This window comes from Oenococcus alcoholitolerans (genome assembly GCF_051852995.1).
In the GTDB taxonomy this organism is placed as follows: Bacteria; Bacillota; Bacilli; order Lactobacillales; family Lactobacillaceae; genus Oenococcus; species Oenococcus alcoholitolerans.
Window position 1 is genome coordinate 1,342,104 of record NZ_CP176042.1, and the last position, 21,600, is coordinate 1,363,703.

23 protein-coding genes are annotated in these 21,600 nt (G+C 41.9%); 6 read left to right on the plus strand and 17 right to left on the minus strand.

The annotated features are described in order from the left end of the window. Window positions 1-78 precede the first annotated feature (78 nt). Window positions 79-1,353, minus strand: a complete 1,275-nt coding sequence (locus tag ACKP2L_RS07335; RefSeq protein ID WP_439425206.1) for a bifunctional UDP-N-acetylglucosamine diphosphorylase/glucosamine-1-phosphate N-acetyltransferase GlmU — start codon at window positions 1,351-1,353, stop codon at window positions 79-81. After that, entirely contained in the window at window positions 1,340-2,194 is an 855-nt protein-coding gene (purR, locus tag ACKP2L_RS07340) for a pur operon repressor (protein WP_439425207.1), read from the minus strand. The genes ACKP2L_RS07335 and purR overlap by 14 nt, the downstream gene beginning before the upstream one ends. A gap of 108 nt (window positions 2,195-2,302) precedes the next feature. On the opposite strand from purR, the gene ACKP2L_RS07345 reads away from it, so the two are divergent. Continuing rightward, entirely contained in the window at window positions 2,303-3,685 is a 1,383-nt protein-coding gene (locus ACKP2L_RS07345; protein ID WP_439425208.1) for an aspartate kinase, read from the plus strand. Here the strand turns inward: ACKP2L_RS07345 and thrC are convergent. Next, window positions 3,679-5,148: a threonine synthase gene (thrC, locus tag ACKP2L_RS07350; RefSeq protein WP_439425209.1), complete on the minus strand. Its 1,470-nt coding sequence runs from the start codon at window positions 5,146-5,148 to the stop codon at window positions 3,679-3,681. The genes ACKP2L_RS07345 and thrC overlap by 7 nt on opposite strands. A gap of 63 nt (window positions 5,149-5,211) precedes the next feature. On the opposite strand from thrC, the gene ACKP2L_RS07355 reads away from it, so the two are divergent. Genes ACKP2L_RS07355 through ACKP2L_RS07365 form a run of 3 tightly spaced genes read left to right on the plus strand, consistent with a single transcriptional unit; the run spans window position 5,212 to window position 7,791 of the window. After that, window positions 5,212-6,492, plus strand: coding sequence for a homoserine dehydrogenase (locus ACKP2L_RS07355; RefSeq protein ID WP_439425210.1), 1,281 nt, complete (start codon window positions 5,212-5,214; stop codon window positions 6,490-6,492). Between the two features lie 7 nt (window positions 6,493-6,499). Continuing rightward, on the plus strand, window positions 6,500-7,408 hold the full coding sequence (thrB, locus tag ACKP2L_RS07360; protein ID WP_439425211.1) for a homoserine kinase: 909 nt from the start codon (window positions 6,500-6,502) through the stop codon (window positions 7,406-7,408). Window positions 7,409-7,458: 50 nt separating this feature from the next. Beyond that, a complete protein-coding gene (locus ACKP2L_RS07365) occupies window positions 7,459-7,791 on the plus strand; it encodes a hypothetical protein (protein WP_439425212.1) in 333 nt (110 codons plus the stop codon). 92 nt (window positions 7,792-7,883) lie between these two features. Here the strand turns inward: ACKP2L_RS07365 and ACKP2L_RS07370 are convergent, their stop codons facing one another. The 4 genes from ACKP2L_RS07370 to ACKP2L_RS07385 form a co-directional block, all read right to left on the minus strand. Continuing rightward, window positions 7,884-8,135 carry a Veg family protein gene (locus tag ACKP2L_RS07370; RefSeq protein WP_439425213.1) on the minus strand — a complete coding sequence of 84 codons (252 nt, stop codon included), beginning with the start codon at window positions 8,133-8,135 and terminating at the stop codon, window positions 7,884-7,886. An 81-nt stretch (window positions 8,136-8,216) separates the two neighbouring features. Further along, window positions 8,217-9,089 carry a 16S rRNA (adenine(1518)-N(6)/adenine(1519)-N(6))-dimethyltransferase RsmA gene (gene rsmA / locus ACKP2L_RS07375; RefSeq protein WP_439425214.1) on the minus strand — a complete coding sequence of 291 codons (873 nt, stop codon included), beginning with the start codon at window positions 9,087-9,089 and terminating at the stop codon, window positions 8,217-8,219. After that, window positions 9,082-9,645, minus strand: a complete 564-nt coding sequence (locus ACKP2L_RS07380; RefSeq protein ID WP_439425215.1) for a toprim domain-containing protein — start codon at window positions 9,643-9,645, stop codon at window positions 9,082-9,084. Before ACKP2L_RS07380 ends, rsmA begins: the two co-directional genes overlap by 8 nt. Then, window positions 9,642-10,442 carry a TatD family hydrolase gene (locus tag ACKP2L_RS07385; protein ID WP_439425216.1) on the minus strand — a complete coding sequence of 267 codons (801 nt, stop codon included), beginning with the start codon at window positions 10,440-10,442 and terminating at the stop codon, window positions 9,642-9,644. Before ACKP2L_RS07385 ends, ACKP2L_RS07380 begins: the two co-directional genes overlap by 4 nt. A 120-nt stretch (window positions 10,443-10,562) precedes the next feature. Here ACKP2L_RS07385 and msrB point away from each other — a divergent pair, with 120 nt between their 5' ends. Next, window positions 10,563-11,006 carry a peptide-methionine (R)-S-oxide reductase MsrB gene (gene msrB, locus ACKP2L_RS07390; protein WP_439425217.1) on the plus strand — a complete coding sequence of 148 codons (444 nt, stop codon included), beginning with the start codon at window positions 10,563-10,565 and terminating at the stop codon, window positions 11,004-11,006. On the opposite strand, the gene ACKP2L_RS07395 is transcribed toward msrB, so the two are convergent. The 8 genes from ACKP2L_RS07395 to ACKP2L_RS07430 form a co-directional block, all read right to left on the minus strand. Beyond that, the gene (locus ACKP2L_RS07395) at window positions 10,991-11,215 is read right to left on the minus strand and encodes a hypothetical protein (protein ID WP_439425218.1); all 225 of its coding nucleotides are present in this window, start codon (window positions 11,213-11,215) and stop codon (window positions 10,991-10,993) included. The two genes, msrB and ACKP2L_RS07395, sit on opposite strands and share 16 nt — an antisense overlap. Window positions 11,216-11,248: 33 nt before the next feature. Further along, window positions 11,249-12,052, minus strand: a complete 804-nt coding sequence (locus ACKP2L_RS07400; protein ID WP_439425219.1) for an alpha/beta hydrolase — start codon at window positions 12,050-12,052, stop codon at window positions 11,249-11,251. 14 nt (window positions 12,053-12,066) lie between these two features. Beyond that, on the minus strand, window positions 12,067-12,945 hold the full coding sequence (locus ACKP2L_RS07405) for an HAD-IIB family hydrolase (RefSeq protein WP_439425220.1): 879 nt from the start codon (window positions 12,943-12,945) through the stop codon (window positions 12,067-12,069). Then, window positions 12,942-14,357, minus strand: a complete 1,416-nt coding sequence (cysS, locus tag ACKP2L_RS07410; protein WP_439425221.1) for a cysteine--tRNA ligase — start codon at window positions 14,355-14,357, stop codon at window positions 12,942-12,944. Before cysS ends, ACKP2L_RS07405 begins: the two co-directional genes overlap by 4 nt. 21 nt (window positions 14,358-14,378) lie before the next feature. Next, entirely contained in the window at window positions 14,379-15,812 is a 1,434-nt protein-coding gene (locus ACKP2L_RS07415) for a nicotinate phosphoribosyltransferase (RefSeq protein ID WP_439425222.1), read from the minus strand. A gap of 64 nt (window positions 15,813-15,876) precedes the next feature. Then, window positions 15,877-16,521, minus strand: coding sequence for a YoaK family protein (locus tag ACKP2L_RS07420; protein ID WP_439425223.1), 645 nt, complete (start codon window positions 16,519-16,521; stop codon window positions 15,877-15,879). 77 nt (window positions 16,522-16,598) lie between these two features. Then, on the minus strand, window positions 16,599-17,546 hold the full coding sequence (locus tag ACKP2L_RS07425) for an AEC family transporter (protein ID WP_439425224.1): 948 nt from the start codon (window positions 17,544-17,546) through the stop codon (window positions 16,599-16,601). 2 nt (window positions 17,547-17,548) lie between these two features. Then, a complete protein-coding gene (locus ACKP2L_RS07430; protein WP_439425225.1) occupies window positions 17,549-19,174 on the minus strand; it encodes a malolactic enzyme in 1,626 nt (541 codons plus the stop codon). Between the two features lie 87 nt (window positions 19,175-19,261). On the opposite strand from ACKP2L_RS07430, the gene ACKP2L_RS07435 reads away from it, so the two are divergent. Further along, window positions 19,262-20,146, plus strand: coding sequence for a LysR family transcriptional regulator (locus ACKP2L_RS07435; RefSeq protein ID WP_439425226.1), 885 nt, complete (start codon window positions 19,262-19,264; stop codon window positions 20,144-20,146). 21 nt (window positions 20,147-20,167) lie between these two features. Here the strand turns inward: ACKP2L_RS07435 and ACKP2L_RS07440 are convergent, their stop codons facing one another. Both ACKP2L_RS07440 and upp read right to left on the minus strand, forming a co-directional pair. Continuing rightward, complete coding sequence (locus ACKP2L_RS07440) at window positions 20,168-21,019, minus strand: tyrosine-protein phosphatase (protein WP_439425227.1); 852 nt, start codon at window positions 21,017-21,019, stop codon at window positions 20,168-20,170. Then, entirely contained in the window at window positions 20,961-21,590 is a 630-nt protein-coding gene (gene upp, locus ACKP2L_RS07445; RefSeq protein WP_439425228.1) for a uracil phosphoribosyltransferase, read from the minus strand. Before upp ends, ACKP2L_RS07440 begins: the two co-directional genes overlap by 59 nt. Between the last annotated feature and the right edge of the window lie 10 nt (window positions 21,591-21,600).

Below are 21,600 nucleotides of genomic sequence, written 5' to 3' on the forward strand. Positions count from 1 at the left end.
TCAGTTTTGATCAAAAAATAAAATCGTAATGAGTTTAATTATATTACTTGTATCAGATGTTTTGTCAACAATAACGGATCATTTATCTTGATGCAGATTTTTTTCAACATATTCTTCAGCAAAATCTTCGTGCTGCATTCGTTTCCAAAAATCATCTTTATTGGTCTGGCGTTGACGAGCAATCCCCATGGAATGATGAGGAACATCTCTGGTTATCGTCGATCCAGCCGCCGTGATCGCCTCATCATCGATTTTGACAGGTGCTACCAGCTTAGTATTGCTGCCGATAAAGGCACGGTCGCCGACGATCGTCTGGTGTTTATTTTTGCCATCATAGTTAACGAAAATAGTTCCGGCACCGACGTTGACACCTTGACCCAGTTTGGCATCGCCGACATAACTTAAATGACCGATATGAGTATGGGATCCGATCTGAGCATTTTTAGTTTCAACAAAATTGCCGATATGAACGTCATCCCCGGTAACAGTTTTTTGCCGTAAATGCGCAAAAGGACCGATCTCATTATCAGCGCCGATAACAGAATCATGTTCGATAACAGTTCCCGGTTTGATAACAGTTCCCGAACCGATGATCACGTTGGCATCGATATAAGTATTTTCCGGATCGATCATTGCTACTCCAGAAGCCATCAACAGGTCATCGATCCGCTGACGAGCATAACGATTGACCTGTGCCAACTGCTTTTGATCGTTAACACCCAAAGTATCGCGCCAATCTTCAAGATCGATTATCTTAGCTCCCGGCAGAGCATCAGTCAAATAATATTCTTCTTGTTGATTGTCGTCGGTAACTTGTCGGATAGCTCTTTTGATATAGTCGGTCCGAAAACAATAAACACCGGAATTGACCAAGTGGATCTTTTTTTGCTCAGTCGTCGCATCCTTTTCTTCCACGATCTGTTCGACCACTTGCCGCTGGCCAACCGGTATGACCCGCCCATAACCATTGGGTTTTTTTAAAGAAGCAACTAAAACAGCCGCGTCAAAACCCTCGCTTGAGGAAACAAGCTTTTGAAGCGCTTCTCCAGTCATCAAGGGCATATCCGCGTTTATAACAAGAACTTTTTCTGAAGTAACTTTATCAAAAGCCGATTCTAAAGCATTTGCCGACCCGAGCTGTTCTTTTTGGACGGCCGTTTGGTCAACAAAAGAAGAAAAATCTTCATCCGGTGATTGAACAGCGATTATATTATTAGGATCGATCTGGCGTACTGCTCGGCAGACCCATTCCAGCATCGGCAGCCCTGCTACCTCATGCAAAGGTTTGGGGATATTATCTTTCATCCGTGTACCCTTGCCGGCTGCCAAAATAACAACATCAATTTCTGACAATTCTGTTCTCCTTGCCGCGGAAAATATTTTCTTTATAATTTCCCAAACGGACTTTGATGACCTCGCCGGAATCAAGATTCGTATCAACGTGAAGCAGCGAGGTAAAATCAGAGACCTGGCGATGATTGGCCCGGCCTTCAGCGAAGACTGCTACGCCTTTGACATCAGCATCGAATTCTTTAGCCAAGGTCTTCATACCATTGATAGTACCACCAGCCTTCATGAAATCATCAACGATCAAAATGTTGTAACCAGTCGGTAAACTGCGCCGGGAAAGCTCCATTTTTTCGACATGATTAGAAGAACCTGTCAGGTAATTGACCGAAACAGTCGGTCCCTCAGTCACTTTATTTTCACCAGAACGAACGATCACAAAGGGTACATTGAGTTGTTCAGCAACAGCAGAGGCTAAAGGTATCCCCTTTGTTGCGGCAGTCATAACGGCCTGGATATCTTCATTTAAATATTCAGTAGCGACCATGCGACCGATTTTTCTCAAAATAGACGGCTGCCCCAGCAGATCAGATAAATAAACATAGCCGCCGGGCAGGACCCGAGTTTCATCGTTTACAGCTTTCAACATTCGATTGACGAATTCATCAGCTTCGCGTTCTAAAATATAAGGATAGAATTTAGCTCCGCCAGCCGCACCGGGAATAGTCTCCAAAATGCCGATCCCGCGTTCTTTTAGCGTCTTTTTCAAGATGGCCAGATCTTCAGAGATCGAAGATTTAGCTGAAGAATAACGGTTGGCAAAAAAGGTCAGCGGTATCAAAGTACGCGGCCTATCTGTCAAATAATGTGTCATATCGACTAAGCGTTCAGCTCTAGGTGTTTTCATAATTATCCTTTCTCAACTATTTTACTAAATATAAGCTTTTTTGTTAGCAAATTCCGAACATTAAAGATTATTATCGGAAAAAACTATTTTTCGATTAGAATATAGCTTATGAAAGTTGTTAAATTCGGTGGAACATCACTGGCCAGCGGCAGCCAAGTCAAAAAAGTGATCAAGATCATTGCTGCAGATAAAAAAAGAAGGGTCGTCGTCGTATCGGCTCCCGGAAAACGTTTTTCCGAAGATACAAAAATAACCGATTTACTGCTTCAACTAGCTGAAAATGATATCCAAAAAAAAGACAACACGAAACTTCGTCAACAAATAATTCAACGTTATCAAGATATTGCCGATGATTTCGGCTTGGGCCCCGACATTACAAATGAATTGACTGAGTATTTAAAAAAAATAGAAACAGGCAAATACCCATCAGAAGCTTTTTTCAGGGCAGCTTTGGCTGCTCAGGGCGAACATATGTCGGCTTGGCTCATCACAAAACTTTTTCAAGCTTCCGGCTTAAAAGCCAGAAATTTAACGCCTGAACAGATCGGCCTGTTGGTGAGCTCCAGACCAGGTCAGGCACAAGTCTTGCCGAGATCTTACGCCAAGATCGCACAAACGAAATTAAACGAAGACGAAATCGTGGTTTTCCCGGGATTTTATGGGGTCACCAAAGAAGGATGGATCAACACTTTTGCCCGCGGCGGCTCTGATATAACCGGTTCGATCTTGGCTCGCGGCTTTGCCAGCGAATTATACGAGAATTTTACCGATGTCGATACGATCTATTCCGTCGATCCTCATTTAGTCAAAGATCCAGCTGCTATCACTAAGATGAGTTACCGTGAAATGCGTGAATTAAGTTATGCCGGTTTTGGTGTTTTTAACGACGAAGCGATTTTGCCTGCTATTGAAGGCCAAATACCGATCAATGTAAAAAATACTAACGATCCCGAAAAAAAAGGCACGATGATCGTTCCGGCTTCACAGATCCACCGCAAAAGCAAAATCACCGGTATTGCAAGCTCAGATAAATTCTCAGCTTTGTTCATTCATAGTTATTTGGTCAACCGCCAAGTCGGTTTCAGCCTTAAAGTTTTGCAGATCCTTGCCGACTTAAATATTTCATATGAACACATGCCTTCCGGTATCGATGATATAACGATTATTTTTGCTAAAGATCAACTGACCAACGGTAGAAAAGAACAATTGACACAGCGGGTCAAAGACGAAATCAAACCTGACACTCTAGAATGGAAAAATGATTATTCGATCATCATGGTAGTCGGCGAAGGGCTGGTCAACCGAGTCGGGGCGATCGCTGGTATCGTTGACCCGTTAAAGGATAAAGGTATTTCTTTAACGATGGTCAACCAAGGCTCTTCAGAAATATCGATCATGCTTGGTGTCCGTCCTTCAGAAGAAAAAAAAGCCGTAGAAGCTATCTATGACGCAAATTTTAAAGATGGTAAACCGATCGTTAAAAATCAATGATCGATCTTTAAAGTTTTAACTAGATCAGCAGAGATTTGATCGATCTCCAGCTGATCTTTTTGTGCTACAGGGAGCTCAAATAGTTTTTGAAGCGATGCTGGAATTTTTCTGCCCGATAAAGCACTCAATTTTTTAATATTTTCATACGGTCGTTGAGAGACTTCCTTTTTCAAGGCCGACAAGACCGTTTCGGAAAATTTAAAGGGACTAGCAGTCGATACGACCAAACTAGGGCGATCTTTAAAAAAGATATTTTGTGCCCTGACTGCCACAGCCGTATGCGGATCGATCAAATAATCATTTTTAGAAAACGTTTTTTCGATGCTCGTATCGGTCTGCCCTTCATCGGTAAAGGCAGCGTTAAAATCTTTCTGTAAGAAAGCCAAGGTCTGATCATCGATTTGAAAGGATGCTTGTTCTTTTAATTGATCCATCCACTGGGAAGTTTTCCGGCTGCCGGCATAATCAAAAAGCAGTCGTTCGAGATTGCTGGATACCAATATGTCCATGGCCGGGCTGCTTGTTTGGTGAAAACGGCGATCAGCTTGATATACTCCGGTAGTAAAGAAATCGGTCAAAACATGATTCTCATTGGAAGCCACTGTTAATTTTCCAACCGGCAGGCCGATTTTTTTTGCCCAGTAAGCTGCTAGAATATCGCCAAAATTGCCAGTTGGAACAGTAATATCCAAAGTTTGGCCAGCCTTCAAAAAACCTTTTTTGTAAAGATAGGCATAAGAATAGATATAATAAACGATCTGCGGTACCAGCCGTCCGATATTGATCGAGTTCGCTGATGAAAAGGCCAATTTTTTTTGAGCCATTCGTTCATGCAGCCGCTTGTCAACTAAAAGTTGTTTGACAGCCCGCTGCGTATCATCAAAATTCCCATTAATACCGACGACCCGTGTGTTATCGGCTGAAAAAGTCGTCATTTGCTGCCGCTGCATAGCCGAAACACCATTCTCTGGATAATAAACAACGATTTCTGTACCCGGAACACCGGCAAAACCATTAAGAGCCGCACCCCCGGTATCGCCAGAAGTTGCTGTTAAAATAACAAGCTTTTTATTTTCACCCTTTTTTTTCGCTGCTGCCGTCAACAAATAAGGAAGAAAAGATAAAGCCAAATCTTTAAAAGCTAAAGTCGGGCCATGAAAAAGTTCTAACAGAAATTTTTGCTGGTCAAGCTGGTGGATCTCAACGACATTTTTACTATCGAATTTTTCATAGGCAGCTTGAACCATCTTTTTAAGCTCATCTTTTGAAAATTCGTCGAAGAAAAGTGATAAAAGGTCAATTGCGATCTGCTGATAATTTTGTCGGGAAAGTTTGTCCCAATCAAAGGTCATCGTTGGAAAATTAACTGGTACGTACAGACCGCCGTCAGGTGCAAGTCCATTTATCACCGCTTGCAGGCCGTCTACGACCGGTGCTTGTCCTCTGCTACTTTGAAAATCCATAAATATAGATACCTCTCTTGCGTTATCATAGCAGAATCACCCGTTAGGTGTTACCATTTGTTCATGAAAAAATTTCAAATCGGCATTCTGGGCCTTGGAACGGTCGGAACAGGTGTGATCGAGATCCTGAGGGAACAATCTGAAAATTTTAAAAAAAGATTCGGAGTAAGTTTTCAAACCAAAAAAGTTCTCGTTAAAAATATCAACAAAAAAAGATCAGTAGACCTGCAGGGGATCGAATTGACCGAAAAGATCGAAGATATCATCGGCGACCCGGATATCGATATCGTTATCGAATTGATCGGCGGCAAAACGATCGCAAAAAAAGCGATAATCGCTTCATTAGAGGCTAAAAAAAACGTAATAAGCGCTAATAAAGATTTAATCGCAGATGACGGCAGGCAATTAGCCGATCTGGCAGAGAAAAATAATGTTGGATTCTACTATGAAGCAGCCGTGGCTGGTGCGATCCCGATACTAAGAGCTTTAGAAAACAGTTTGGACTCAGACCGAATAGAAAGTATCAACGGTATTATAAACGGTACTTCAAACTTTATTCTGTCAAAAATGCGCCAGCAAAAAATGTCTTACAGACAAGCATTATCATTAGCTCAAGAACTTGGTTTTGCCGAAGCCGACCCCACCAACGATGTTGACGGGATCGATGCAGCTTATAAATTACAGATCCTGGCCGACTTTGCCTTTGGCAAACAGATCGAACAAAAAGACATCCAAATGTCAGGAATCAGAACTGTTACTCAACAAGATTTAAATGACGTCAGTGAACTGGGGTATGAAATAAAATTACTTGCTAATGCCAGTTTGATCGACGGGCGTTTACAATTCTCAGTCGGACCGACCTTAGTACCTAAAGATCATCCCCTGGCATCAGTTCAAAACGAAAACAACGCCATTTTCGTTAGTGCGGCTTATGCTGGCGGTTTAATGTTTTATGGTCCCGGCGCCGGCAAACTGCCAACAGCTAATTCAGTCATAGCTGATTTGCTAGAATTAACAAGTAAAGCTCCTAAAAATCCACGGTTCAACAGTCAATTCAAAAGTGATACCGCTTTGGCCGGACCTAAAAACAGGATCGCAAGCCGCTACATAGTTTTTAAAGTGGCTGATCGTCCAGGAGCGATGCACAAACTATCTGGTTTCTTTTTGATGAGCAATATAAACTTTCGCAATATTCGTCAATATGACCCGATCGACGGATCTACCAGAGTAGTTATCATAACCTATCCTGCTTCTGATGCTCAGCTGAACCCCGTTAAAACGACTATCAGACAAGCTAAGGGTGTTGAGATAGTTCATGAATTCAAGTTATTGGAAAGAAAATGATCAATAAATGACAAAAGAAATTATAGTACCAGCAACCAGCGCAAATATGGGGCCTGGATTTGATTCGATCGGCTGTGCCGTCAACTTGTATTTAAAAGTCCAAATCGGACCAGCCAGTGAAGAGTGGCATGTTGACCACCCATTTGGCAATAAAGTCGCTGATGATGCAAGCAATTTGATAGTTCAGAGCGCTTTAAATGCCGATCCTGATATTAAAAGCCATATTATTGAGGTAAAAAGCGAGATTCCTTTGACCCGCGGACTCGGTTCTTCATCATCAGCGATCATTGCCGGACTCTTGTTAGGCAAAGAACTTAGTCAAAAAAAAATCAGTTCAGAAAAATTACTGGATATTGCTGTTGAAATGGAGGGTCATCCAGATAATGCCGTCCCGGCTTTGCTTGGAGGAATCGTTGTTGGCGGCAAAGATCCATTGGAAGATGATAAATTCATGACCTACAAATTCAAGACTCCTGATGATTATCTTCCAGTAGCGATAATTCCAAAAAGACAATTATCAACTCAATTGTCCCGCTCAGTCCTGCCAAAATATATCGGTCGAAACAACGCTGTAAGCTCAAGTGCCGCAAGTAATTTGCTGGTAGCTGCTTTAGCAAATCAAGATTGGCCGACCGCTTTTGCCCTAACTGAAAAAGACGGTCTACACGAACGTTACAGGCAAAAATTGGTTCCAGAATTAGAAACTGTACGTCGATCAGCTCATAAAGAAGGCATCTACGGCAGTTACCTGTCCGGTGCCGGGACGACGATAATGACGATCGTAAAGGAACGGCAAGCCGACCAACTAATAGAAATCTTAAAAAAGCAATCAGAATTATCTGATTGTCAGATATTGAAATTAAGCTTTGACGATCAGGGTGCGCGTCTAGCGGAAAATGAAGAAGCTGCCTTTTGATAAAATTATTTAAGCGAACATTTGTTCGCTTTTTATTATATCATAGAGTTATGAAAGCGATCATAGACGAGAATGGCAATGTGATCTATAACGAAAAAGATCCGGAAATGCTGATGGCATACTATCAGCTCAACCAATTTTTTATCGATCACGGCATCGGTATTTACAAAGATAATATCTGGATACCAAAATTAAGTCATTTTTATCCGGACTTTTCCAATGATAAATGGATCTTAAAATTACCTTTTATAATTGAAAAATATGCTTGCCAAGATTTGAAAGACCGGCTTCACGAATTACAAAAAAACAAAGTCGACAAAAAACTGGGCATTAAACCTTTTAGACCATCAAAAGGCTTCGTCGACCTATATTCGATCCATTAAATTTTAAGATAAAATAAAAAGCCTGCCATCATGGCAAGCTTTTTTGCGGATATCTTATTTTTAAATCGACCATATGGGTGTTGATCAGTGATTTAGGCGATTTTTTCCTTTTTTCCAAAATTGATGTCGATATTCTTGGTTAGAACATCAGTATAGCTATATGAGACGCGTTCGAAAGTACCTTCCGCTTTATCGAGTTCAACGACAAAGAGTGATGGATACGTTTCTACGAGCACGCCTTTGCGGGTAGTAGTTTTCTTACGACCTGCTTGAGCAATTACGGTAATTTTGCTGCCGATCCTTTCGTCAAGACCACTTTTGATATTCTGCAAAACTTCAGGCATAGAACCTCCTCGCACTTATATACGTAAGCGTATTTAAGTATAACAAAAATAGACCACTTTTGCAAGGGCTCACAGGCAATATTAGGAAATAAAACCTTTTTCAATAAGAGAACTTGTCAATTGTTCGTATTTATTTAGATCAAGTTTTTCTCCGCGAATATTTAACGGCAGATCGATCGCTGTTAAAATATTTTCCAGCTGCTGCCGCTTTTCGGGACTTTTTTTAACTAAAAATAAAAGATTATTGATCAAAGATTTGCGGCGATGAGCAAAACCGGCTTTGATGACTTTAAACAGCTGTTCTTGGAAGACGAAAGGTTTGAAATTTCTTTTTTTAACTAAGCTTATGACCGAAGAGTCGACTCCCGGCTGCGGTAAAAAGGAACGGCGATCGACATCAAAAATACCATCGACATCCAAATAATACTGCACCGCCAGACTCAGTTCACCATAATCTTTACTGCCGGGCCCTGCTTGGATACGGCGAGCGACCTCTTTTTGCATCATAACGGTAAAAGATGTGAAATCAAGGCGGCTTTTTAAAAGAGCGAACAAAATCGGGGTCGTGATATAGTAGGGCAGATTAGCAACCACTTTGACCGGCTGATGTCCCTTTAATTCTGCAAAGTCAGCTTTTAAAATATCTTGAAAAATGATTTCTATGTTAGAAAATCCCGATAAAGTATCGTGTAAAACTGGAATCAATTTTTTGTCTATCTCGTAAGCAAAAACTTCTTTAGCATGCAAAGCCAGCTGTTCGGTCAAAGCACCGATCCCCGGTCCGATCTCAACAACGATATCTCGGTCAGTTACTTTTGCTTGTTCAACGATTTTTTGTAAAACATTGAGATCGATCAAAAAATTTTGACCCAAACGTTTACTGGCCCATAAGCCGTATTGATTGATGATCGCTTGAGTCCTAACGGGCGTTCCGATCGCAGGTATTTTATTCAAATTTTTCTACCGCTCTTTCCAAATCTTTTTTGCTGACCGAAAAAAGGTTCAATTCTTTTAAAAACTGTTTGCCGTTAGCTGCTTGCAAATGAAATTTTTCGGCCAAGACTGCCCTTTTAGCTGCTGACTCAGGCTTACCGATCAATTGCAGATCATAGAGATCGCTTATAGTCAGCGAATCATTTTCAGAACCATCTGCAAAAACCGGTGTCTTGATATTAGTCCTGATCAGGTCAGCTAGAACTTTCGGATCAGCGTTCTCAACACCCAACGAACCCGAATGAAGCGGATGAGCTTGTTCTCTAGTCAAAAAAAGTTCCGCTATACCGGGAAAAAGCGCTGTGATTTTTTTTCGGATCCTTTTGCCCTGATAGTCCGGATCAGTCAATAATATCAGCTGATAATTATCATCTGCAAAAAAACGCTTGATCTTGGCTAATACTTGCGGAGATATCCGCGAGCCGCCGGTTTCGATCGTCAGCTGCTTTGGTCCCAAAGCCAGCCGCAACCTTGCAGTATCATCTTTGCCTTCAACGATAAAAACATTTTTCTTCATTTTTCGGGCCATAAGCTATGAGCATTCTCCGTAGTTATATCAGCCAAACGGCTGCGATCGATGCCGATCATCGCCGCCAGATCATCAACGACATATTTGGTAAAAGCCGGCTCATTGGCTTGACCCCTTTTTGGTACCGGAGCCAAATAAGGAGCATCAGTTTCGACCAGCATTCTAGAAAGCGGAGTCTCTTTAACCGTTTGATGAACATCATGGGCATTTTTAAAGGTCGCGAGGCCGGAAAAACTTATATAGCCGCCGAGATCGATCAATTTTGCGGCTTGCTGCGGAGTTCCGGCAAACGAATGCATTTCAAAATTATTGATCTGCATTTCTTTTAAAATGGCATAAATATCATCGAAAGAATCGCGCATGTGAATCGTTGCCGGCAAGCCAAACTGCTTTGCTAGTTCTAAGTGGCGTTTAAATGAAGCGATCTGTACATCTTTGCCCGGTTCCGGCCAATGCCAGTCTAAACCGGTCTCGCCGACCCCGATAACAGCTGGATCAGCTAATTGATCAGCAAGCTTTTTTTGTGCATCATCATCAAAATAGACACTGTCTTCAGGCTGGAATCCCAAAATAGCTCTAACACCTTCAGAAGCAAAATCATGAGCGATCTGTAAAGCACGCTGATTGCTTTTCTCATCATAGCCGACAACGTTCATTTCCAATACTTTCATTTCGGAAGCTCGACCGATATAAGCCGGTACATCAAAATAAAGCTTATCATCGTTCAAATGAGTATGACTGTCGTAAACAGCCTCAGGAATTTTTGTCGGATTATAAATAGTCATGATTACAGTATAAAAAAATTAACGCATAAAATCTCACCCAATATTTAGCTGATTTATATAATTTAAGGTAGAATATTCAGAAAAGCGATCAACAAAATATAAGTATGGGAAAATAAAAGTATGAGAAAAGAGTTGAAGCATCTAAACAAGTTGCAATATCAAGTCACGCAGAAATCTGCAACTGAAAAACCTTTTACTGGAATTTATGACAACTTTTTCGAAAAAGGCATTTATGTCGATGTCGTTGACGGCACCCCGCTTTTTTCCAGCGAAGACAAGTACGATGCTGGATGCGGCTGGCCAAGTTTTACCAAACCGATCGATCAAACTAAAATTACGAGAAAAGTAGATAACTCTTTCGGCATGACTAGAACTGAAGTAAAAAGCAGATACTCTTCAAGCCATCTCGGCCATGTTTTTACGGACGGGCCAGAAGAAAAAGGCGGACTAAGATATTGTATCAACTCTGCCGCACTTAAATTCATCCCCGTCAGCAAACTCAAAGAAGCCGGTTACGAAGATTACCTGCAATTATTCAAAAAAGATGATCAAGCACAATCATAGCTCGGTTTTTCACCCTTATAAACTTCAAGGATCTGACCATCAGGACGGACGGTTATCTCGTCATAAGGCGAGAAAAGCCGTTGATAGTCCTCGTTAAAAGGAAGATCTTGAAGTTCCTTTTCGTTGGCCGTTTTGCCGGATACGACAAAACGTGCATCAGACAATTTCTCTAAGATCTCGCTGCTTTGAAAAATACCAAATTCACCCATTAATCATCCCTCCTTAAAAAATTAAAAAATCGGTCAAGACAACCGCTCTTCTTTAATATACTTTATCGGCAACCACTCTAACACATTTTCGATCTGCTTGTTCCAGTAATACCACTCGTGCCGGCCGGGATCAGTTTTATAAGTGAGATCATAGCCGAGAGCTTTCAGTTTGGGTACTGCGTATTCGTTTGCCGGCAGCAAAAAATCTTGCTGACCGATCCAAGCATAGAGCTTAGGCAAAGTTTTTTTATCATCGATCCTTTTTTTAGCAAGAGTCAAAAGGTCATTTTCAGATTCATGAAAATCATCTAAATTACCAAAAATCCCCTCCCAATAAGCTTGCGGAGCCATCTGAAAAACTTGCGGATAACTAAAATCTAAAGTCAAAGCACCCGACAAAGATGCTGCATACGAGAAATAATCAGTGGCCAGAGCCATTTTAAAAGCGCCATATCCGCCCATCGAGACACCGGCAATAAAATGTTTTTCAACTTTTTTTGAAATTTGCGGAAACATCAAAGCTACTTTTTCAAATAACTCTTTACTAGTTGCATCAAAATATTTCAGTCCTGAAGCAGTATTCGTATACCAGCCAAGATCAGTATCGGGCATTACGATCGCTAAATCAGTCAAGCGGACCAATCGTTCGATATTCGTTCGCCGAGACCATGCGGAAAAATCATTGCCCATACCATGCAGTAAATACAAAACAGGAATATCACTCAACTGTTTTGCCGTGCGGTTCGGGTTGTGGCCGTCTCTTTCCGGCAAGATGACATTCATCATCGATTCCTTACCAATAAATTTAGAATAATAGTTTACTTGTAAAAATGCCATACTGCTTCCTTTGTTTAATTTTTAATTTTTCTTTGTTCTTCGATTATTTCCAAAATAGTATCAAGTACTCCGTCATGCCGATTATCATTAGCCGCCCACTGCATGTTAGAAGGCGAATTTTCCTTAAGATCATCAGAAGCATTAGGCATTACATATGGATGGCCAACATATTTCAGCATCGCCAGATCATTCATACCATCGCCGAAAGCTGCCATTTGCTCAGGAGCCAGTGCTAATTTTTCCGCCAAGATCTTCAAACCGAAAGCTTTATCGACTTCCCCGTTGACAATGTCGATCGCGCCGTATCCAGAGGCAAGTGTTTGCAGACCTTGCAGTACAGGGTCATTTTGTATTTCGTCTAATAATTGTTGGCCATCATAATCGTGCCAGTAAAGAGATATCTTATCGATCGGTTCAGTGATCTCAGACACACTTTTTATGGGGCGCCAGCCGGGATAGAATTCATTGATCGTACCGGTCGAAAAAATTTTTAGATTTTGATCTTTGACGACCGGCTGCCATTCAGGCATGTACGATGAGGTCTGCGAGGCAAACATCAATAGATCGGGCGGTGTTTGAAATCTGGGTATCAAACCATACAAATAAGCGACTTTATTGGGATCAATGACCGATTGGCTGATCAGCTTGCCGTCAGATGCGACTAATGCACCATTTTCCGATACATAAGATATGACCTCGTTTTTTGGGTCCAAACCGTCAAACATCCGGTCGATCCGTTTGATCTGATTGCCAGTAGCCAAAACGAAATGACCATTTAATTTTTTGATTTTTTCAAGCACCAAAGCCATCTTCTGCCGATCAAAAGAATTATTATGATCGAGCAAAGTGCCGTCCATATCAGTCGCAAACAACTTTATCGGTTCTTTTTTCATAATTTCTCAACTCTCTGACCGCTCGTCGAATCGATCACTTGATATCCCAACTGATTTATCTGATCACGCAATTGATCAGATAAATGCCAATCTTTTTTTTCACGTGCTTGTTGGCGCCGCTTCAATAACTGGGACAGCTGCTGAGAATATGCTTCTTGTTTTTGTTGAGCTGACAGATCGCCGATACCCAAGACACCAGTCAGATCATTTAATAACTGCAATATCTTCAAAGCCGAATTTTTTTTGACCTGAGCCTTATCGACATAAGAATTAGCCAACCGAACCAAATCAAAAATGGCAGAATTAGCATTGGCAACATTGAAATCATCATCCATCGCTGCAACGAAATCAGCTCTTATTTTCGTCAATTGATCCTCTATCTGTTGATCATCGCCAAGATCGGACGATCCTATCAAACTGTCAAGCCGTCGATAAGCAGTCCTGATCCGATCGAGTTCGGTTTGTGCTCGTTCCAATTCATCTTTTGAATAATTGATCGGCCGGCGGTATTGGGTGCTGGCCATTAAATACCGGATAGCCATTGGATCATCGTATTCGGCCAAAAGCTGGTGTACAGTCGTAAAATTACCCAAAGACTTGCTCATTTTTTCATTATTAACGTTGACAAAACCATTATGAAGCCAATAATCAACGAACTTTTGACCATTTCGCGCCTCGGATTGTGCGATCTCGTCAGTATGATGCGGAAAAGCCAAATCGATCCCGCCGCCATGGATATCGATCGTTTTGCCTAAATATTTTGTCGACATGACAGAACATTCGATATGCCAGCCCGGACGGCCTTTGCCCCAAGGAGAATCCCATCTGATAACTGGACGCTTCTCATTTTTCCAAAGTGCAAAATCAAGCGGATCTTCTTTCAAATCCTGATCAGCATCGTCTAAACGGCCGGATGCGCCAACTTCCAGATCATCAAGGCTTTCATGCGTCAAGATACCGTAATCAGGAAATTTGCGTACTCGAAAATAAACATCGCCGCCGGACTCATAAGCGTAGCCCTTGCCGATCAGATCTTGAATAAAGCTGATAATGTCCTCGATCACTTCGGTAGCTCTCGTTCGCTTGGTCGCAGGCAAAATGTTCAGGGGGATCGTGTCGGCATAAAAAGCTTTGATGTATTTATCAGCAATTTCTTTTTCGCTGACTCCTTCTTCTTGAGCCCGGTTAATGATCTTGTCATCAACATCGGTAAAATTAGAAACGAAATTGACATCGTAACCAGAAAAAATCAAATAGCGGCGAATAACATCAAAAGCGATCGCACTTCGAGCATTGCCGACGTGAATGTAGTTATAAACGGTCGGTCCGCAGACGTACATAGAAACTTTACCAGCCTGCAAAGGCACGAATTCTTCTTTTTTTTGACTAGCGGTATTAAAAACTTTCAACATGACTATATTTTATCCTTCAGATCAGCCCTTAGCTTGTGATAATAATTCTTCTTGCATACTTGATAATTCCAAAGTCAGATAAACTGGATAAAAAGTCGGATTTTTAAGACGCTGCGTTTCCGGCGGTAATTGTGCCAGCTGCTGTTTTGAATAGGCCTTGATATCATCGACGCTGCCGTTTTGATAAACTTTTTTCCCTTGTTCGAATATTTTTTGCGGTACCTGTTTGATATTGAAATTTTCTAAAAGGATCCGCCGCTTAGTTGCCAAAGGGTCCGCATCAATAACTTCGATCCGCTCAGATACCTTTTGACCTGCCAAGGCGATCAGATCGGCAAAAGCAGAACCATCATCTTTACGATACAAACGATAAAAAGTCTTCAAACCCGGTAAAGTAAGTTTGGCCTGGCTATCGCTGATCTTCATCTTCGGAAAACTGCCGTGTTCATTTTCGATCAATGATAATTTATAAACACCGCCCAATACTGGTGACGAAGCGCTGGTTATCAGCTTATCGCCAACGCCGAAATTATCGATCGGTGCTTTTTCAGAAAGCAATGATTTAATGATGTCCTCATCCAAGGCATTAGAAACAGTGATCTTGGCCTCTGGAAAACCTGCTTGATCTAAAATCCGACGTGCTTTTTTGGAAAGTGCAGTCAAATCCCCAGAATCGATCCGAATACCAAAGTTATGCCGGCCTTGTTTCTTTAATTTATCAAAAACCTTGATCGCATTCGGCAAGCCGGAGTTCAAGACATCATAGGTATCGACCAGCAAATAGGCATTGTCAGGATATAATTCCGCCCATTTCTCAAAGGCAGCCGATTCGCTTGGAAAAGCTTCTATCCATGCATGAGCCATCGTGCCGGCAGCCGGGATCGAAAATTTTTTGGCCGCGAAAACATTAGAGGTAGACGAACATCCGCCGATAACAGCAGCTCTAGAACCCCAAACGGCGGCTGAAGCCCCTTGAGCTCGACGAGCACCAAATTCCATGACCGGCCGCTTGCCGGCAGCGTAAGTGATCCGCCGTGCTTTAGTCGCGATCAAAGATTGATGGTTAAGTGTATTAAGCAAGAAGGTTTCTAATAATTGGGCCTGGATCAAAGGTCCGAAAACGGTCAGCACGGGTTCTTGCGGAAAAACGGGCGTTCCTTCTTTAACAGCCCAAATATCGCAAGCAAAACGTATGTCCTTTAGGTAATCGATAAAATCTTCAGAATACATTTTTAAAGATCGCAAATACTCCAAATCATTTTTATCAAAATGGAGGTTCTGTAATTCCTCGATCACCAGTTGAAGGCCGGCCGAGATCACAAAACTGCCGTGATCAGGGACGCTTCGGAAAAAGATATCAAAAGCTGCCTTTTGCTCAGGATCGCTTTTGACATAGCCGTTAGCCATAGAAAACTCATAAAGATCTGTCAACATTGATAGATTGCTTATCGTCATTATTGCTCCTTAAAGTGGATACCATATAAATCTATTTTAGACTTTATCTTTTTTCTTTGAAAAACTACTTTTCTCTAATAAGCATGATCATGATCACCAGCAGCAAAAAACTAGCACCGATCAAAGCGCGCTGGCTGGAAAATAGATCGACCAGACCCGTCGACATAAATGCTCCCAGCAAAAAACTCAAAGCGACGCAAGTATAATCAAAAGCACTTTTCAAAGTCTTTTTGTCCTTATCGATAAAGGCCAGTACCAACTTTTGGGCACCGTTTTTAACATTACCGGTCGACATGACCGTTGTGACCGGAGACCCATTCAATTTGGAAAAAGTGTCAGCTTGAATGCCCATAAAAAAAGCCAATAAATAGACAAAGACCGTCCGACCCAGCTGTTCTGCAAAAATAGCGACTAAAGCGATACCGGTCATCTGGACCAGCAAAGAGATCAATTCCCAAGCCATTTTATTAAAACGGCGCCGGATAAACAAATTCAAAATAGTTCCTAAAGAAAACATCACGATCGAAAAAAAGAAGCTGGCCGCCAGCAGATACTGCCCTTTTACCAGACTGATGCCGCTTTGGATCAAATTTCCTGTTTGCATGCTGGCAAAACGACCACCATGATACTGAAAAGTGATCGCATCGACATAACCAGTCACAGTACCCAATAAAACCACGACCGGCAAGCTTTCCTTAACTTTGCCCATCTAATATTTCTCCTTTGAAAATAAAATAAAAACCTGTCATTAGACAAGTTTTCCATTAACATCAATATTATAAAATTTTAGCCGACCAGCTGCATCAAAATCGGGACAACAATGATAAACAGAACTGTCGAACTAGTCACGACATTAGTCGAATATTCAACATCTCCATGACTTTGACCAACCAGAATAGGCAAAACGGCCAGTCCAGGTGCTGCAGATTGAATTATCAAAGTTGCCGATTCCAGATGCGGCATCTGACCGGCAAATAGATGAAGGATAGCGATCATCACTATCGGGGCAAAAACGAAACGTCCGAGCAAGGCCAAAATCGAATCGCGGTCGAAATGGATCGACTTTAAACCTGCATCAGCCAAAACTATTCCGATATAGATCAGCGACATCGGCGTCACGATACCGCCTACCATTGAAAAAGTATTGAGGATCCAAGTCGGGACCGGTATTGCCAATAAAAGAAACACTAGCGAAATCAAAAAACCGACTAAAGGCATGGGCAGTAATTTTTTCCAATTGAAAGCCTGCTTTTCGCTTTTATTTTTTGTCGGATCATCATTAGAAATAAAGAAAACACCGATCGCCCAAGTCGAAACAGTATTCATAACATAATAGACCAGGAAATAAGGCATCGCTCTTTGACCGAAAAGTGCTGTATTCAAAGGCAGACCGATAAAAATAGTATTAGCATTCGCAAACATGTTGATAAATGTTCCCCGCCGTCCGGGACGGATCTTAAAAAGCTTCATCAAGATATAAGCCAATACATAACTGACCGCAAAACTGCCTGCAGCGAAAATCAGTCCGCTTGAAAGACTGATCAAACGATCACGAGTCAAGTAGCGCAAGACACTGACAAAAATCGATAGCGGCAATGCAATGTTCATGATCAAATAAGAAATGCTGCCCTTAAAACTATCAGCTAAGCGGCCGTTTCTTCTTAAAATATAGCCGAGCGCGATCACCAAAACGATTTCGACAACGCTCTCGACACTTGTAATAAAAGCATCCATGATTAATATTCAGGCTCCCATTTCAGATCTTCTACCGCCTTTTTAACATCGCTGATAGGATGACGGTTAACTCCCTGTTCAACAGCTTTTTGGGCCACAGCCACAGCAACCGTTTTCGAAAATTCTGCCAATTTAGAAACCGGCGGCAAAACTGCGGCACCGGCTTTTTGCGTATCAACGATTCCGCCCAAACTGTGTGCAGCGGCTGATATCATCTCAGGCGTCAGCAATTTGGCATCAGCGGCAATAGCACCAAAACCGAGGCCTGGATAGATCAAGGCATTGTTTGCTTGGCCGATCTGGTATTCAACTCCTTTATATTCAACATCGGCGACCGGAATACCCGTACCGATCAAGGCCTTGCCGTCAGACCAAGCCAAAACATCTTCTGCCTTTGCTTCTGCTAATTTCGTTGGATTGGAGATCGGGAAAATAACCGGCCGGTCTGCATTTTTGGCCATCTCTTCAACAACTTCTTTGGTAAAAGCACCCGGATGAGTAGAAGTACCGACTAAAATAGTTGGTTTGACAGCTTTAACAGCCGATAAAAGATCAGTTAGCCGATCGCTATCGGCAAAATCGCTGCGTTTAGCAGCAAAAGGCTTCTGTTCCGGAGTCAGATCAGGATCATCATCAAAGAGCAGACCTTGCTTATCAACCAGATAAAAATGCTTTTTGGCTTCCTGCTCGCTTAGACCCTGTTGGACCATTTCCTGATGAAGCTGTTTAACGATACCCATTCCGGCAGTTCCAGCACCAAAACTCATATAAGTTTGATCAGTCAATTTTTGACCGGAAATTTTTAAAGCACCCAAAACGCCGGCAAGGACAACGATACCGGTTCCTTGGATATCATCATTAAAAGTGGCGATCTTATTTTTATATCTATTCAAAATATTTGCGGCATTCAAACGCCCAAAGTCTTCCCAATGCAAATACATATCTGGAAAAAGATTTTCCGATTTTTCAACAAAAGTATCGATAAAATCATCATAAGCTTGACCGCGAACACGGTTAAAACGGTTTCCTAAATACAAAGGATCGTTTAAAAGTTTTTGATTATTGGTTCCGGCATCGATCACGACCGGCAAGACACTCTTTGGATCAAGTCCTGCAGCCACGGTGTAGACCATCAATTTTCCAACGGCGATATCGACCCCTTGAACACCCCAGTCGCCGATACCTAAAATGCCCTCAGCATCAGTGACGACGATCAATTTTATGTCACGACCGTCAGCGGCATTTTTCAAACTGGCTTCGATGTTTTCTGGATGCTGGATATCCAAAAAAGCAGCTCCCTGTGTTTCAACGAAAAGTTCAGAATAATTTTCAATCGTATCAGCGATAGTCGGATCATAGACGATCGGCATGAATTCAACGACGTGTTGTGAAAAAAGCTTATAGAACAGCACGTGGTTGGTGTTGAAAAGTTCCATCAAGAAAAGTCTTTTTTCTAGATTATCAGCTTTGCTTTGAAATTGAGCATAGGCTTGTGCAGCTTGCTGATCAATAGTTTGCACACATGAGGGCAAAAGTCCCTGCAAGCCCAGTGCTTTGCGTTCTTCTTGAGTAAAAGCGGTTCCTTTGTTTTTAAAGGGATCGTTTAAAATATCTACTGGATCTGTCATTTCTCTCTCCTAATAAACAAACAGATTCAGGATATTTTATCGCAGCTGATATAGTCAAAAGCTGCAAAAGAGATAAAATAAATTTATATGAAATTCACTGATTTAGAGTATTTTCAGCGCCTGGCCAAAGTGGAGTCGTTTTCACAAACGGCAGCTTTTTTCAATGTCAGCCAACCAACTATTTCTTATGCCATCCAGCGATTGGAAAAAGAATTTAAACAAGAATTAGTTACCAGGAATCATTCGCATGGCCGCGTTCAATTGACGAAAGCCGGTAAGATCCTCGAAAAGTACACAGAAAGGATCCTTACGCAGATTTTGGCCGCTCACGACGAGATCGATCAGCTGGTTTTGCCGGAGATCCAATTTGGATTACCGCAAATAATCGGTAATTATTATTTTTCCAGACTAATGAAACATTTTATTGAGAACCCGGCTTTGAAAAATATTTCGACCCACGAAGCTGGTTCTGACCTGCTTTTGAACGCTCTAAAAAACCGCAAACTCGATATCGCTTTGATATCATCGAAAGAACCGATCAGTTCTCCGGAACTGACTGCCATTGAGATAGATCGTCGCCCATACCGGATCGTTGTCAGAAAGGACGATCCATTGGCACAAGAAGATGAGGTTTCTTTTTCTCAATTAGCCGACCGATCCTTTGTCGCCTTAAAAGAGGGCAACGTCCACCCGCTGGCCTTTAACCAGTTGGAAGAAAGGTATCAAGTTTTTCCAAAAATAATCTATCGTTCGCCAGATATAAATATTTTGAAAAAAATGATCTTAGAGAAAGCCGGTATCGGTTTTTTTGCTGATATTGCCATCGAAAAAAATGAAGGCTTGAAGATGCTGAAAATAAAAGGAGATGAACTGCCGCAATTCATCATCAGTTTCGTCTACCGAAATACTTTGCCAAAAAAGGAGATCCATTTTTTTGTCGACCAATTGAAAAGAGAATCACTTATAAAATAAAAACCAGGTAAAACCCGGTCGTCAAACTAAATATTTATTTCTCAGTATTTGGATCTTGCTGTCATCTAAATGCAGATATTCAGCTAAATAATTTTCTGGGTCACCAGAAAGATCAGCCATCGTCGAAAAGGCTTCTGACAGATAATCGGCGTCAACGCTCATAAAGCTTTCGATATTATCAAGATCAGCTTGCGAGGCACCATATTTCGATGCTTTTTCCAAACGCTGATCCAGCCTTTCCCTTAAAATGTCGTTAGTCAACAAATAGTCTTTGTAGATCGTATCTGTATCGACCCCTAAAGCTGTATAAAAAAGTGCGGTTGCTAAACCGGTACGATCCTTGCCCTCTGTGCAGTGAAAAAGCAGCGACTGTTCGGGATCTTTTTTCAGCAGCAAGTCAAAAAACTTGGTATAGGCCTTTTGAGAAAAATCATCAGCGATCATTCGGTGGTAAGTTCTTATCATTTCGTGATAGCCGTAATCAGGCTGGCTGCTGGCCTTAGCTAATTCTTCAGCTGACTGTGTTGAATGCGTAGTGTCCCTGCCCAAAACCGTCAAAATGATGTCCTTAGCACCCTTCGGCACTATATCGGGTTCATTGCGGCGTTCAACAGCGCTTCGAAAATCAACGATCTCGGCAACTTTTCTTCGTTTTAAAAAACGAAGATCACGCTGAGTAAGTTTGCTCAAACGGGAGCCTCGATAAAGTTGACGCCATTTAACTTGTGATCCATTATTCGTCCGGTAACCGCCTAGGTCGCGAACATTCTGGGTGCCTTGAAACTTTAAAATTCTTTTTTCAAACATAAAAATATCACTTAGTGCCGAACAAACGATCGCCAGCATCCCCAAGACCGGGAACGATGTAGCCATTTTCGTTCAAATGGTCATCTAAAGCAGCGGCAAAGATATCTACGTCACCAAAAGCTGCTTGCACGGCTTTAACACCTTCCGGAGCGGCAACTAAGACCATCAATTTGATCGTCTTCGCTCCTCTTTTTTTCAATGCTGCAATTGCATCCTTGGCCGAACCGCCAGTAGCCAGCATCGGATCGACCAAAATAACTTCTCTTTTATCGATATCTTCAGGTAATTTAACGAAGTATTCATGCGGTTCGAGTGTTTTTTCGTCACGATACATGCCGATGTGGCCTATCCTGGCGGCCGGTATCAGCTTAACGACTCCATCGACCATGCCTAGACCTGCACGCAAGATCGGCACGACTGCGACTTTTTTGCCCGACAATTGTTTGACAGTCGTCTTAGCGATCGGCGTTTGGATCTCGACATCTTCCAGCTGCATATCACGGCTGACCTCATAGGCCATCAAAGCAGCTATCTCATCGACGAGTTCGCGAAAATCTTTAGTACTAGTGTTTTTATCCCGCAGAATTCTTAATTTGTGTTGAATCAGCGGATGATCGATAACAGTAAATTTAGACATTTTTAACCCT

Coding starts and splice junctions, on each gene's coding strand:
- purR (WP_439425207.1), bottom strand. CDS start 2,194: ATGAAAACACCTAGAGCTGAACGCTTAGTCGATATGACACATTATTTG.
- ACKP2L_RS07345 (WP_439425208.1), top strand. CDS start 2,303: ATGAAAGTTGTTAAATTCGGTGGAACATCACTGGCCAGCGGCAGCCAA.
- thrC (WP_439425209.1), bottom strand. CDS start 5,148: ATGGATTTTCAAAGTAGCAGAGGACAAGCACCGGTCGTAGACGGCCTG.
- ACKP2L_RS07355 (WP_439425210.1), top strand. CDS start 5,212: ATGAAAAAATTTCAAATCGGCATTCTGGGCCTTGGAACGGTCGGAACA.
- thrB (WP_439425211.1), top strand. CDS start 6,500: ATGACAAAAGAAATTATAGTACCAGCAACCAGCGCAAATATGGGGCCT.
- ACKP2L_RS07365 (WP_439425212.1), top strand. CDS start 7,459: ATGAAAGCGATCATAGACGAGAATGGCAATGTGATCTATAACGAAAAA.
- ACKP2L_RS07370 (WP_439425213.1), bottom strand. CDS start 8,135: ATGCCTGAAGTTTTGCAGAATATCAAAAGTGGTCTTGACGAAAGGATC.
- ACKP2L_RS07380 (WP_439425215.1), bottom strand. CDS start 9,645: ATGAAGAAAAATGTTTTTATCGTTGAAGGCAAAGATGATACTGCAAGG.
- ACKP2L_RS07385 (WP_439425216.1), bottom strand. CDS start 10,442: ATGACTATTTATAATCCGACAAAAATTCCTGAGGCTGTTTACGACAGT.
- msrB (WP_439425217.1), top strand. CDS start 10,563: ATGAGAAAAGAGTTGAAGCATCTAAACAAGTTGCAATATCAAGTCACG.
- ACKP2L_RS07395 (WP_439425218.1), bottom strand. CDS start 11,215: ATGGGTGAATTTGGTATTTTTCAAAGCAGCGAGATCTTAGAGAAATTG.
- ACKP2L_RS07400 (WP_439425219.1), bottom strand. CDS start 12,052: ATGGCATTTTTACAAGTAAACTATTATTCTAAATTTATTGGTAAGGAA.
- ACKP2L_RS07405 (WP_439425220.1), bottom strand. CDS start 12,945: ATGAAAAAAGAACCGATAAAGTTGTTTGCGACTGATATGGACGGCACT.
- cysS (WP_439425221.1), bottom strand. CDS start 14,357: ATGTTGAAAGTTTTTAATACCGCTAGTCAAAAAAAAGAAGAATTCGTG.
- ACKP2L_RS07415 (WP_439425222.1), bottom strand. CDS start 15,812: ATGACGATAAGCAATCTATCAATGTTGACAGATCTTTATGAGTTTTCT.
- ACKP2L_RS07420 (WP_439425223.1), bottom strand. CDS start 16,521: ATGGGCAAAGTTAAGGAAAGCTTGCCGGTCGTGGTTTTATTGGGTACT.
- ACKP2L_RS07425 (WP_439425224.1), bottom strand. CDS start 17,546: ATGGATGCTTTTATTACAAGTGTCGAGAGCGTTGTCGAAATCGTTTTG.
- ACKP2L_RS07430 (WP_439425225.1), bottom strand. CDS start 19,174: ATGACAGATCCAGTAGATATTTTAAACGATCCCTTTAAAAACAAAGGA.
- ACKP2L_RS07435 (WP_439425226.1), top strand. CDS start 19,262: ATGAAATTCACTGATTTAGAGTATTTTCAGCGCCTGGCCAAAGTGGAG.
- ACKP2L_RS07440 (WP_439425227.1), bottom strand. CDS start 21,019: ATGGCTACATCGTTCCCGGTCTTGGGGATGCTGGCGATCGTTTGTTCG.
- upp (WP_439425228.1), bottom strand. CDS start 21,590: ATGTCTAAATTTACTGTTATCGATCATCCGCTGATTCAACACAAATTA.